Origin of the sequence: Baaleninema sp. (assembly GCF_049974805.1) — a bacterium.
In the GTDB taxonomy this organism is placed as follows: Bacteria; Cyanobacteriota; Cyanobacteriia; order Cyanobacteriales; family Geitlerinemataceae; genus Baaleninema.
In genome coordinates, this window is sequence record NZ_JBNGCO010000019.1 from 40,439 (window position 1) to 52,542 (window position 12,104).

The 12,104-nt window shown below is 51.3% G+C and carries 11 protein-coding genes; 7 read left to right on the plus strand and 4 right to left on the minus strand.

Going from position 1 to position 12,104, the window contains the following annotated elements:
• Positions 1 to 461 precede the first annotated feature (461 nt).
• Positions 462 to 1,679: a retroviral-like aspartic protease family protein gene (locus ACP5D4_RS05930; RefSeq protein ID WP_428010710.1), complete on the plus strand. Its 1,218-nt coding sequence runs from the start codon at positions 462 to 464 to the stop codon at positions 1,677 to 1,679.
• A gap of 79 nt (positions 1,680 to 1,758) precedes the next feature.
• Here the strand turns inward: ACP5D4_RS05930 and ACP5D4_RS05935 are convergent, their stop codons facing one another.
• On the minus strand, positions 1,759 to 3,234 hold the full coding sequence (locus tag ACP5D4_RS05935) for a BCD family MFS transporter (RefSeq protein ID WP_428010721.1): 1,476 nt from the start codon (positions 3,232 to 3,234) through the stop codon (positions 1,759 to 1,761).
• A gap of 33 nt (positions 3,235 to 3,267) precedes the next feature.
• Between ACP5D4_RS05935 and ACP5D4_RS05940 the strand changes: the two genes are divergently transcribed.
• Positions 3,268 to 3,417: a hypothetical protein gene (locus ACP5D4_RS05940; protein WP_428010711.1), complete on the plus strand. Its 150-nt coding sequence runs from the start codon at positions 3,268 to 3,270 to the stop codon at positions 3,415 to 3,417.
• Between the two features lie 638 nt (positions 3,418 to 4,055).
• On the plus strand, positions 4,056 to 4,781 hold the full coding sequence (locus ACP5D4_RS05945) for an NYN domain-containing protein (RefSeq protein WP_428010712.1): 726 nt from the start codon (positions 4,056 to 4,058) through the stop codon (positions 4,779 to 4,781).
• 204 nt (positions 4,782 to 4,985) lie between these two features.
• Here the strand turns inward: ACP5D4_RS05945 and ACP5D4_RS05950 are convergent, their stop codons facing one another.
• The gene (locus tag ACP5D4_RS05950) at positions 4,986 to 6,005 is read right to left on the minus strand and encodes a 2-hydroxyacid dehydrogenase (protein WP_428010713.1); all 1,020 of its coding nucleotides are present in this window, start codon (positions 6,003 to 6,005) and stop codon (positions 4,986 to 4,988) included.
• A gap of 78 nt (positions 6,006 to 6,083) precedes the next feature.
• Positions 6,084 to 6,311: a hypothetical protein gene (locus tag ACP5D4_RS05955; protein WP_428010714.1), complete on the minus strand. Its 228-nt coding sequence runs from the start codon at positions 6,309 to 6,311 to the stop codon at positions 6,084 to 6,086.
• Positions 6,312 to 6,676: 365 nt separating this feature from the next.
• On the opposite strand from ACP5D4_RS05955, the gene ACP5D4_RS05960 reads away from it, so the two are divergent.
• The 4 genes from ACP5D4_RS05960 (at position 6,677) to ACP5D4_RS05975 (ending at position 10,040) form a co-directional block, all read left to right on the plus strand.
• Positions 6,677 to 6,838 carry a YqaE/Pmp3 family membrane protein gene (locus ACP5D4_RS05960; RefSeq protein ID WP_428010715.1) on the plus strand — a complete coding sequence of 54 codons (162 nt, stop codon included), beginning with the start codon at positions 6,677 to 6,679 and terminating at the stop codon, positions 6,836 to 6,838.
• A 267-nt stretch (positions 6,839 to 7,105) separates the two neighbouring features.
• Positions 7,106 to 7,408 carry a hypothetical protein gene (locus ACP5D4_RS05965; RefSeq protein WP_428010716.1) on the plus strand — a complete coding sequence of 101 codons (303 nt, stop codon included), beginning with the start codon at positions 7,106 to 7,108 and terminating at the stop codon, positions 7,406 to 7,408.
• Positions 7,409 to 7,585: 177 nt separating this feature from the next.
• Positions 7,586 to 9,238, plus strand: coding sequence for an ABC1 kinase family protein (locus ACP5D4_RS05970; RefSeq protein ID WP_428010717.1), 1,653 nt, complete (start codon positions 7,586 to 7,588; stop codon positions 9,236 to 9,238).
• Positions 9,239 to 9,290: 52 nt separating this feature from the next.
• On the plus strand, positions 9,291 to 10,040 hold the full coding sequence (locus tag ACP5D4_RS05975) for an LmeA family phospholipid-binding protein (protein ID WP_428010718.1): 750 nt from the start codon (positions 9,291 to 9,293) through the stop codon (positions 10,038 to 10,040).
• A gap of 272 nt (positions 10,041 to 10,312) precedes the next feature.
• Here the strand turns inward: ACP5D4_RS05975 and ACP5D4_RS05980 are convergent, their stop codons facing one another.
• Positions 10,313 to 11,974, minus strand: coding sequence for a calcium-binding protein (locus ACP5D4_RS05980; protein WP_428010719.1), 1,662 nt, complete (start codon positions 11,972 to 11,974; stop codon positions 10,313 to 10,315).
• Positions 11,975 to 12,104 lie beyond the last annotated feature (130 nt).

Here is a 12,104-nt window from a genome sequence, read left to right on the forward strand (position 1 = left end):
TTGCGTGCGATCGAGATCGCTTTTTTGACGATCGCGCCATCGATCTTGATTTTACAATGGTCGTCGATGCGTCCAGTGCTGCGATCGCTACGGGAATGCCATCGACTCGGATGGGAGATCGAGGACAAATCCGATCGCTCGACGACATTCTATCGATTCCATACAGACACAAAATCCAAAAAAAACAGATAAATTTGTAGGTTTTGAAATATCAAAAAGTAAATGAATTTAATATTTTTAAAAATCCAATAATATCAAGTTTCAAAAACTTCAAAAAAACGCTTAAAACTAGAACAACAATATCGAGCGATTGCGCCAATCAAGCCGAGGCGAGTAAAAACTCAAAGAGTTTAACTTAAGATAAAAAAAATTTGCTTTTTTTTTTAAAAATCTAACTCATTGTAAATTTCACACCTAAAGACCACAAAAATAGACCTGAAAAATCTACATTCAACCAAGTCATGACAGGAATCAAAACCGTTCTGGGATTTACATTAGGAGCGTGGGTCAGTGCGACTTCCGCCATCGCCACCTCGCCGCCTCTCTCTGACTGGGGAAACGCCCTCGGCGATCGCAGCACCACCGTCCTGGCCGAAAACGTCCCCGCTACCGACGTTGACTTAGGCGCAGAACTGCTACAACGCTTGACCCAGTGCGTTCGCAGCAACATCTCGAACCCCCTCGCCGTCACCCTCGACGCCTTACAAGTCGCCTCCACCCAATGCTTACTAGAAGTCGTCCTCCTCGACGACGGGGGGAACGTGCGACGAGACGCCAACTCGCGAATGCTGGCGTTAGTGGAAGTCACCGGAATTACGCTTCCAACCCCGACCGCCAGCGGACAAGCCGTCGTTTCCCTGCAACCGATTCCCGACGCGCAAATCTACACCGTCAACGTCAACGTCGATGGCTTTCCCGGTGAATTTCTCCTCGATACGGGGGCTTCGGGGTCGATCGTCTCCCATCCCCTCGCCGACGAGTTAGGCGTCGCCACGACTCCCGTTCCCGGTAACTTTCTCAGTTACTTCGCAGTCGGAGACGACTGTTCTGAAGTCGAAGCTAGCTTGATGACGATTCCTTCGTTGTCCGTTGAAACCGCCAGCGTGGAAGGGATTACCGGAATGGGACTTCCCCCCGAACTCATTCCCGGCGACGCCGATGGCGTGTTAGGAATCGACGTTCTCAGTCGCTTCGACGTGACGATCGACCCCCAAGCGCGACAGTTACAACTGTTATCGCCCACAACCCCAGACCCGACTGCGATTCCGTTGCAGGGAAACATGGGAATGATGACAGTGGAATTGGAAATTAACGATCGCCCCTACCGTTTTGGTATCGATACGGGGGCCGATCGCATGGTGATTTCCCAACGAGTCGCCACGGACTTAAATCTCGATGTGGCAGAAACCGAACCCATCGAGGTGGTGGGATTTTGCGGAACCGAGAGCAGTTTCGCCGCAACGCTCGATCGCGTCCGTCTCGGAACCGCCGAAGCCAGCCATCTCGACGCCGTAGTGTTAGGAGACGATCTCTTCAACATCATCGGCATTGACGGCATCATCGGTCAAAACTTCCTCGATCGCTACCGCCAACACTGGCGTTTCGGCGAACCTAACGCCCTCGGTTATCCCGAAGTCGGAAGCCTGAAATTGGAAGCGATCGATGGGGTGATGAGATGAGGGGGTGATGAGATGAGGGGGTGATGAGATGAGGGGGGAATCTCAGCCGTTGTCCAGTCCTTAAAATTCGATCGGGTTACTAATCCAACTCTCCTTCCATCACCGTCGTAATCGCCTGTTTCGCGTTCGACTGGAACTCCTTAATATTGACGCGGCGCAAGAGGACGATCGCGCAAACCATTCCCACCGCTTGCAAGACGAACACCGAACCGTAAGCCAACATCGGCTCGTTAAATACCACTTTACCCAGGTTCAGCACCGCGCCGCCGATGACGGTAGACAAACCTCGCGCCATCGCCTGCGCTAACCCCCAGGCACCGATGAAGGTTCCCGCTGTTTCCGCCACGGTCAAATCCAACATCAAACTGGTGGCACCTGCCGTCAAGACACCGGAAAACAAGCCAAACAGCCCGATTCCAGCTTTCAGCAACCCGGCGTCGGTCGTTACCCCGGCCAAAATCACCAATCCCAGACATACCGCCGCGCCGATGCAACCGTATTTCGTGGTGCGTTCTTTCCCAAACCGGGGAATGATGGCAAATCCAGTAAACCCAATCCCGACGAGGGTTCCCATACCGAAGGGAATATTGAGTTTCGTCGTTTCGGAAATGCACATTCCGAAGACTTCGCCGCCGTAGGGTTCCATTACCGCGTCTTGGGCGAACAAGCTAATCGTCAACACTAGCAAAAACGAGAAAAACACCCCAGTTTGAGGGCTGGCGGTGAGGACGCGAAGGGCGCTACCGGGGGTAATTTTATCTTCGTGGTTGGCGGCGCTCGATCGCAGAGCGTAGCGGGAATATTTCTTTTCCACCCCCACCGTCGCCAGCAAACAGAGTCCCAAGACGATCGCCGGAACGATGACAAACACCGGGTTAATGGTGCTGCTGAGGGTAGCGATATTCGCCATCTGTTCCGTTTGTCCGGGGGAATAGGAGAGGATCTCCGCCCCGCAGATTTCCGGCTGGTCGAGTAAGGTGGAACTGATAATCGCCCCGACGACGATTCCCACCATCAACATCGACCAAACTACGCTAATGAGTTTCGATCGATTGTCCTCGTCGGAAATGTCCACCAACATGGCGGCGAAGGGGGTCGAACTGGCGCTGAGGGAAAGTCCGTAAAAGGCAAATACTGCCGCCAGCGCGATCGCCCAGCCATAGGTGGGGGCGCTCAATCCCACGGTTTGCACGCTGTTCCCCAGTTGCCACAACACCTGTAACGCCACAAAGGACGTGAGGGTAAACAGAACGGCACCAATCCAAACGTAGCCAGAACGGTGTTTTCCGAACAGCGGTTTGGCGTCGGACATTTGACCGAAGAGGACTCGCGCCGGGGAAACGAACCGTTCCATGGCGATGGCGGCGGTGGCGATAATGGCGGGAACTTTCAGTTCGTCGATGGCGATACGGTTGATCACCCCCAGCGTCAGTAGCGACATCATCCCCAGTCCCATTTGATAGAGTCCGAGGCGAAACATCGTAAAAATGGAGATGCGCGGGGGCATCGGTTGAGAGTCTGATGGTTGTGAGTCGTTGAGGTCGCGAGTTTCCATGTCGAGGCCGTTGAAATCGTTCACTGTCTATCCGTGTCTATTCAGTTTAAGGCTCTTGGGGAAACACGATCGACCGTTCGGAGCGTCGACGATCGCCCCGACTTCGCCAACGGAGAACGACGCCAGGGGTTTCGGGGGACGATCGCGCGGCTCGGTTCGCCTCACCTCTTCCAAGTCTTCTGATACGGAATCCGATTTCCCAAGTCGGTTTTTGCCAATTCGCCTGAAATCCCGCGGCCTCCGACGCTATGGAGGCCATCTCAAACGGCGATCGCGGATTCGCTATGAAGTGCGATCGCCTTTTCGATCGCATCGATATTGAGCGATGAATGTTAACCCGTCTTTGGGCTTAGATTGGTTTTATGATTTCGTCAATTTTTTACGTTAAAGATTACAAACTATGTTGTTTTTTTCCGGTCAAATTATATTAATATACCCGAAATTTCAGGAAGTTGATATTTTTTACGTATTTTCTTTAAAATTGAGCGATCGCACTGGACTTCACCTCCCATATTGCGCCGTGACGACCTCTCCTTCTCACCTCTCCTTCTCACCTCTCCTTCTCAGTGCGATCGCCCCCCGTCAACCCTCTCGACGTTCTCTCTCAGTTCTAAAATTTTTTAAAAGTGCTTGCAAACGACGTCAATCCTGACAAAGCTCGATCGGTAAAGCCTTCACGCCAAACCCAACCCGATCGACCTTGCAAACACGCTTGCTAGAATAGATTGAATTTCACCCCAAATCGATGTTCGCAACCATCGATCGCCAGTTTTGGGGTCTATTTTCCTGCACTGCTCAAATCATAGCTATAGCTTAATTAGATGAACGCTCGCGAACAGTTTCACACCCATCGTCTCGCCGTCTTAATCGACGCCGATAACGCCAATGCCAAAATTCTAGATTCCTTATTAAAAGAAATTGCCAAATACGGAACAGCCAACGTCAAACGGATTTACGGAGATTGGACGAGTACGCGACTCAATTCTTGGAAGTCGCAACTTCTCAATCACGCCATTCAACCCATTCAACAGTTTTCCTATACAACGGGTAAAAACGCCACCGATAGCGCCTTGATTATCGATGCAATGGATTTATTGTATACAGAAAATTTCGATGGCTTTTGTATCGTTTCCAGCGACAGCGATTTTACCCGGTTGGCTTGCCGAATTCGCGAAGCGGGATTGGTCGTATACGGCTTCGGAGAGGGAAAAACCCCATCTCCGTTCGTGAAAGCCTGTAATAAATTTATTTATACTGAAATTTTAGAAAACCGTAAAGAACCGGAGAAGAACGACGAAAATTCCTCTAAAAATAGCGTTGCTAAATCGAGTTATCACCAATTGTTGATTGACGCTTACGAAGCGGCCAGCGGCGATGATGACTGGGTGGGATTGGCCGCTGTCGGGTCTCAACTGACCAAGCTTTCACCGTCGTTTGACCCGCGAAATTACGGTTATAAAAAACTCAGTCAACTGGTACAAGCCAGTAATTTATTTGATATAAAAAACAAGCCCCATTTACGAATTTGTTTGAAAAACAAATCTTAAAGATTGGCGTTAAAGATTCACTTTAAAAATTTATACAGAATCTAAGTTTAATTTCAAACAGCGAGTTCTCTAAACGAGGAAACGGGATTTCAGACGAATTCGCAAAAACAGACGTGGGAATTAGATGTGCGATAACAGCTTGCAAAAACGCTCGAACCCCGGACTCTCTGGCCGGGGTTCGAGGACGGAACATTACCATCAAGTTTAAACCGGAACTTTTTCAGGTCGCGTCAGTTCGTGTTTCAGGGGGTCTCTCTGTTGAAAAGCAGCAATGCTTTCGATGGTGGTTCGGGAAATATCGGTGAGGGCTTCTCGGGTAAAAAATCCTTGGTGAGAGGTAATCAAGACATTGGAAAAGGATTGTAGCAGTTGAAAGGTATCGTCTTGAATGATGGTGTCGGACAAATCGCGGAAGAAAATCGTTTCTTCCTGTTCGTAAACGTCGATGCCGAGATAGCCGATTTGACCGGATTTAATGCCTGCGATCGCCGCTTTCGTATCGATGAGTTGACCGCGACTGGTGTTGATTAACATCGTCCCCGGTTTGAATTGAGCGATCGCGTCGCTGTTGATGAGGTGGTAGTTGTCTTCTGTGAGGGGACAGTGCAGCGAGATAATATCAGACTGACTCAGCACTTCAGAAAACTCTACGTAACGGGCGTTTTCCAATGCCTCGAATTCGGGATGGGGATAGGGATCGTATCCGAGTAAGTGACAGCCGAAGCCGTGCATGATTTGCGCGAAAATCCGGCCGATGCGACCCGTTCCGATAATTCCTACGGTGCGATCGTGTAAATCGAATCCCAACAATCCGTTGAGGGAAAAGTTATCGTCGCGAACGCGGTTGTAGGCGCGATGAATTTTGCGGTTGAGGGATTGAATCAACCCCACCACATGCTCGGCGACGGCGTAGGGAGAATAATCAGTGACGCGCACGACTTTAATGCCGAGATCGACGGCGGTTTCAAGATCGACGTTGTTGTATCCGGTCGATCGCAAGGCCACGAGGCGAGTTTTCCCCTCGGACAAAATGTTTAAGGTTTCAGCGCCGACGTCGTCGTTGACGAAGACGCAAACGGCGGGAAAGTCAGCGGCGAGACAGGCGGTTTTCGGTTCGAGTCGGGTGTCGAAATACACCAGTTCGCGATCGCCGGGAATAGACGGGTTCGCGGCGTCGAGAAATTGGCGATCGTAGGGTTCGGTGCTAAATACAGCAACCTTCATAAAAAATCGTTCCTCGAGGACTAGGGTGCAGGGTTAAAGTCTCGGGGTCTGCAAGCTGTGGGGGGACGACGATCGATCTTAGCTGGTGGCGCGAATGACGCGACCGTCGGCTAAATCTCGAATCAGGCTGATGCGCGATCGCAGATAGCGACTCACTTCTTCGATATCGTTTCCTTCAAGGACTCGTTGGGCTTGTAAGTCCCAAATCAGGCGATCGATCAAGGTCGAATCGTCTAGGTTGACCAGGGTAGCGGCTTGAGTGTCTTCGACAGCAGACCACACCTGGCGCAGGATGGTGGCGTTCATGGCTTTCTCCTCAATCCGTCTTGGCTTTCAAGCTAACACGGATATTTTAATCGTTCTCTCTACCGTAGGTTAGACAATTTTTACAGATTTTTCTATAGCTAAACTCTCCAGATTGAATAATTTTTGTGAATGATATTAAGATTTTATTAAGTTGCGATCGCAAGTCTTTATATTTTGTAAAAAAATTGCCTGAAAAATATCAATCCCTGTAAAGTCGATGTACTTTGCCAGTAAAAGCTAGCCGGGAACAAGCCTTAAATTGCTCGATTTCTATAAGATCTACCGAGAGATGGATGCGATCGCCTGAAAAGTTTTGTCAAAGTATAAATAAAGACACAAGAATTTACACGGAGGACGACAAACTCGTGGATATCGTTCGCATCATCCTAGCTATTTTACTGCCTCCCCTCGGCGTGTTTCTGCAAGTGGGGTTTGGAGGACAGTTCTGGCTGAACATTCTGCTGACATTACTCGGTTACATTCCCGGTATCGTTCACGCCGTCTGGATTATCGCCAAAGTAGACTAACGGTCACGCCGTTGCGAACGCGCGATCGCCTCAGTTCGTCCCCCGCTCAAAAGCCGCATTCCATGACAGATCGACCGCGAGATAGAGTCGAAATCGCTCTCGAGACAGATGTTTTAGAGCCTTCGAGAGTGATTCAATAAAACTAGCATTTCAAACTAGCATTTCTAATTCGCCTTTTACGAAGTTAGAGAAAGACAACCCGTTCGAGCTGGTTTGAAAATCGATTAAAACGAGATGTTAAGCCGAACTCAGGAGGAATCAGACAGTATGGCTACTCAAACCGAAGCTCGCCAAGAGTACCAACAAAAAGTAAAAGCACAACTCGACAAGCTCAACGCTCAAATCGACGAGTTGAAAGCGAAAACCGCACAAGCCAAAGCGGACGCCTCGGCGGATTACCACGATAGAATGGAAGAACTCTACGCCAAGCGCGACGCCGCGCAAGCGAAATTTGAAGAAATGAAGCAAACCAGCGAAGACGCTTGGTCGGAAGTGCAATCGGGGTTTGAAAACGCCTGGAACGAGTTGACCGGAGCCTTTGATCGCGCTTCGCAGAAATTCCAACAATAATCGCCAGCAGATCGCCTGACTTCCCCAATCGAGAGGAATCAGTTCGCCCCTTCTCCTATTGGGGAGAAGGGATTTTTACAGGGAGCAGGGGACAGCGAACAGGGAACCGTGAACCCTGAGCAGTTTCTCCCCATCATCCCATCACCTCATCATCCCATCACCTCATCACCCCGCGACATGATATCGACCTTGACGAAATCGAATTCCAGACAGCGAGAAATTCTCGAAGTGGTTCTGTATCACGGATGGGACTATATGAGGCGATTGTTGAGCAATAACGACGCCGAAAAACCCGAACTTCCGCCTCCAACGGTGTTGCAACGCATTCTCATCGATTTGGGGCCGGTTTACGTGAAATTGGGACAACTCCTCAGCACTCGTCCCGAATTGCTTCCGCCGCAATACATTAAAGCCTTGAGCGCCCTTCAAGCGGACGTTCCTCCGGTTCCCTGGCCGGATATCGAGGCGCAATTGCAACGACAGCTCGATCGTCCCCTCGATCGCACCTTCTCTCACATCCATAGGGAACCGGTCGCCGCTGGCTCTTTGGCTCAAACCCATCGCGCCACCCTTCATGATGGCCGGGAAGTGGCGTTAAAAGTCCAGCGTCCCGGTATTGGGGAAACGGTCGATCGCGATATCGAACTCCTCACGAACCTGGCCGAACTGGTTTCGGGAACGGATTTCGGGGAATATTACGACGCGATCGCACTGGCGGAAGAGTTTACCAACGCGCTGCGGGACGAACTGGATTTCACCCAAGAGGCGCACTATACCGATCGCCTCGAACGCTGTCTCAGTTCCAGCGAATGGTTCGACGCCGATCGCATTACCGTCCCCACTATCTATTGGGAGTACACCACCCCTAACCTGTTAACGATGGAATGGCTCGACGGAATTCCCATCCTCTCGGCGGAGATTAGGGGAAAAGGCTACCACGGCGACCCGCAAGCGGAACGCAACGCCATCACCACGCTGTTGTTCCGCGCCTTTTTGCAACAGTTGTTTCTCGAGGGGTTTTTCCACGCCGACCCCCATCCCGGTAATATTTTCTACCTCAGCGACGGACGAGTGGCGTTGTTAGACGTGGGAATGACGGGAACCCTCGACCCCCGTACTCAAGGCTTGCTCATAGAAATTATTTTGGCGATGATTAGCCTGGACGCGCAGCGGTGCGCTCAACTGACGTTACAACTGGCGCAACCGGTGCGTCCGGTGAATTTCATCCGCCTGCAAAACGAATACGATCGCCTGTTGCGGCGGTATTACAACTTAAGTTTGTCCCAACTGAATTTCAGCGAGGCGTTTTACGAAGTCCTTCAGGCGGCGCGGCGCAATCATTTACGCTGGCCGAGCAATATGGGACTTTACGCCAAAGCGTTGGCGAATTTGGAAGGGGTGGCGCGGACGTTCAACCCGGAAATTAACTTACTCGATGAAATTAAACCCCTGACGGTGGATTTGATGCGCCGACAGTTACTCGGCGCCAATCCGCTGCAAGATTTCCTCGGGGCGAGTTTGGAGTTTAAGAGTTTGTCGTTGAACTCGCCGCGACAACTTGATTTTTTGTTGGAACGAGTGACGACGGAAAGCCTGAAATGGAACCTGCGAGTTCACGAGTTGCAGGATTTGCGCCGCAGTCTCGATGAATCTGCCAACCGCCTCTCCTCGAGTATTGTGGTGGCGGCGTTGATTTTGGCGGGGGCGCTGGTGGTGTCGAAAGACCAAGTGGCGGCGGTGCCTTGGTTGACGAACGCGCTGTTTTGGACGGCTTGTTTGTTCGGGTTGTGGTTGGTGTTTAGTATTTGGCGCTCGGGGCGATCGACGTAACGGAGATTCGATCGCACTGTTAACGCTAGTATTTTCGATCGCAAGATTTTTTATGATAGACTCACCCCAAAATCCCAAACTTGTCGAAAAAACGATCGATAAAATCGCACAAGTCATATTTTCTGCTCAAATCGATCGAGCGGAAACATTAGAAATTCACGTGAGTGCCGATACCGATCGCATCACCTCTGGAACCGTGGACGGACTAGAACTTAACGCCGATGGCGTGGTCGTCTCCTCTAACGTTTCCATGGCCAGTTTTGCCATTCGCCTCCAAACCTTTTCCATTAATCCTCTTAAAGCTGTCGTGGGAAATGTGGAGCTTCAAGAACCCACGCAAGGCTCGATTCAAATGGTTTTAAATAACCGAAATATTGCCTATGTTTTAAGGTCTAAAAAAGTTTTAGACTTCCTGCACGAGAAAGAAACAATCGTGAAAGGAATCGACGCCAAATCAGTATCGATCGACGCAGTAGACTGCCAGCTCGCGGAAGGGGGCGCGTTGTCGGTTCAGATGACCTACGGCATTGAAAATCGCGACGAACCGATACAAATCGACCTCCAAACACAGCTCGAATTTATACCCGACGAGGGTGCGATTACCTTTCGCGACACGCAAATTAAAACGGATGGAGATTTATCGCAAAAGTTAGCCGAGTTTACGGTGGCTCAAACTTGGAAGTTTATTAATTTGAAATATATGGAAATTGAAGGGGTATCCTTAGAAATCGATCGCGTCAAATTCCAAGCCTCTAAACTGTCGATTTCCGCACAAGTGTACGTCATCAAAATTCCCGATTGACATCCTCAACGCGGGTGCATCTCAAAAATGTAAATTTATCAGATCGGAGTCTCTACACTGAATTGAGCTGTTGTTGGGTTTCGCTATCGCTCCACCCAACCTACCGCAAACTCATATTTTTACATCCATTGAGATGCAACCCTCACCGCCTTGGAAAAAACTCGGCGATCCAGAAAAATTTTCGAGATAGTTGGTTGACAAAATACATAAAATATGTATTAGAGTTCGAGTCAGAACCCCGAGCCAACAAACCTCAGAAATCGAATCCCGTCTCAGACAAAGACGCTACCCGAGGCCGCCGCTAAATCGTAAGGCGTCACCCCTTGCACCAAACCGATATACTGACCGCTGGCCGCCAGTTTAATCGCCGTCGAAGCCACAGAAACGCCGCCATCGATCGCCAGATCGGTCGCATCGAGAGTCACCTCAGCAAAGGTCGCCCCCACCAATTCGATTTTGTCCGCTTCAGCAATTTGGAAATCGGTGATGACATCCACCTCAGTTAAGTCCGCTGTGGCGCTGTCGCGGTGGAGAACGAAAGTGTCGTCGTTCGTACCTCCGGTGAGGAAATCCCGGCCGCCATCCCCTTGCAGGCGGTCTTTCCCCGCGCCGCCGTCGATGAGGTCGTCTCCCGCACCGCCGTTGAGGATGTCGTTGCCGTTGTCGCCGTTGACGCGATCGTTACCGGGATTGCCGTTGAGAACGTCGTTTCCATCGCCGCCGTTAAGGAGGTCGTCTCCCGCACCGCCAACGGCCACGTCGTCACCAGCGCCCATGTTAAAGATATCGTTTCCCGTATTGCCGGCGATCGGTACGTCGTTCCCGGCCGTTCCGATAAAGGTGTCGTTACCGCCGAGGGCAACCACCCAGCGACCGTCTTGGTAATTTTCCGAACCGTCGATGTTGATGCCGGGTCGCAAGTCCGTGAAAATCGGCGGCGCTCCCAAATTCGGCACGGCGTTGAGGTCGATGGTGTCGTCGCCGTTGGACAGTCCGATGAGGTTGAAGTCGTTATAAACGCCGTTGGGGTCGGGATTTTGGGCGCTGCCTTTGGTGCCTTTGTTGTAACTGGCGTATTCTGCGGTGTTGGCTGCCACGGGAGGCGGTGCGGGGGTCGGGGTTGGGGTGTTGGTGTTGACTTGTCCGAACCCTTCGACCGATCGCAGTTCGGCGACGCTGAGGCCGTTGGGAACGTTTAAGGTTAGGGTGTAGTTGCGGGTGTCCTCTTCGCCGAGTTTCTCGTTGTTGAAGACTCTCACGCGATATTCGTTCCCGGCTAAGAGGGGTTCGGTGGCTGTGGCCCCGACACCGAGAACCGAGTCAGTTACGGTTCCGGCGGTGGCGTTGATGATTTGGAGGCGAGGGTTCAAGCCGATGCCTTGGGAAACTTGCGCTGTCAGGGTTTCTCCGGCAAACGTGGGGACGACTCGGTACTCGTCAGCGAGAGACCATTCTCTGTCGGTTGCTGTGATGACGAGAAGATCTCCTTGAGTCAGTTGGCCGTTGAGGGAAAGGGTGTTGCCGGATTGGGGCACTCCGGCGACGGAAGCGGTTAACTCGGTTAGGGTGATGTTGGCCGTATCGGCTTCGGCTTGCAGTTTGTAACTGAGGGGAAAGGCGGCTGGGGGTTCGTCGGACAGGAGGACGACGCGATAGCTGGTTTGACCGGGAACTAACGGAACGTTCGATACGGGGGCGGCGCCGTAGTCAAAACTTCCGAGAATTTCAATTCCGTTATCGGGATTGACGGCAGCGATGCCGAAATTTCCGTTTGAGGTGCTTTCGAGTCGGAGGGTGAGACTGGCCGGCGGTTGGTCGAGGGTGAGTATGTATTGGTCGAGTCTCGAAGCCGTGTTGGGTACTACAATGTTGAAGGGATAGTAGATGAGATCGTTGTTGTTCAGTTGGCCGGTGGCGGTGTCGAAGTTAGCCATTTGTCGAACGCTCTCGGTCAGAGGTATTGAGGGAAATGTAGAGTCTGGGAGTCTGCGATCGATCTCCGGTTGTTCAGTGAGTTTTGAAAAACGGAAAGTTCTGAAAAACGGACATCCTCAACGGACGGCG

What these genes read in the sequence shown, in the direction of transcription:
- ACP5D4_RS05930 (WP_428010710.1), top strand. Translation starts at nt 462, where the DNA reads ATGACAGGAATCAAAACCGTTCTGGGATTTACATTAGGAGCGTGGGTC.
- ACP5D4_RS05935 (WP_428010721.1), bottom strand. Translation starts at nt 3,234, where the DNA reads ATGGAAACTCGCGACCTCAACGACTCACAACCATCAGACTCTCAACCG.
- ACP5D4_RS05945 (WP_428010712.1), top strand. Translation starts at nt 4,056, where the DNA reads ATGAACGCTCGCGAACAGTTTCACACCCATCGTCTCGCCGTCTTAATC.
- ACP5D4_RS05950 (WP_428010713.1), bottom strand. Translation starts at nt 6,005, where the DNA reads ATGAAGGTTGCTGTATTTAGCACCGAACCCTACGATCGCCAATTTCTC.
- ACP5D4_RS05955 (WP_428010714.1), bottom strand. Translation starts at nt 6,311, where the DNA reads ATGAACGCCACCATCCTGCGCCAGGTGTGGTCTGCTGTCGAAGACACT.
- ACP5D4_RS05965 (WP_428010716.1), top strand. Translation starts at nt 7,106, where the DNA reads ATGGCTACTCAAACCGAAGCTCGCCAAGAGTACCAACAAAAAGTAAAA.
- ACP5D4_RS05970 (WP_428010717.1), top strand. Translation starts at nt 7,586, where the DNA reads ATGATATCGACCTTGACGAAATCGAATTCCAGACAGCGAGAAATTCTC.
- ACP5D4_RS05975 (WP_428010718.1), top strand. Translation starts at nt 9,291, where the DNA reads ATGATAGACTCACCCCAAAATCCCAAACTTGTCGAAAAAACGATCGAT.
- ACP5D4_RS05980 (WP_428010719.1), bottom strand. Translation starts at nt 11,974, where the DNA reads ATGGCTAACTTCGACACCGCCACCGGCCAACTGAACAACAACGATCTC.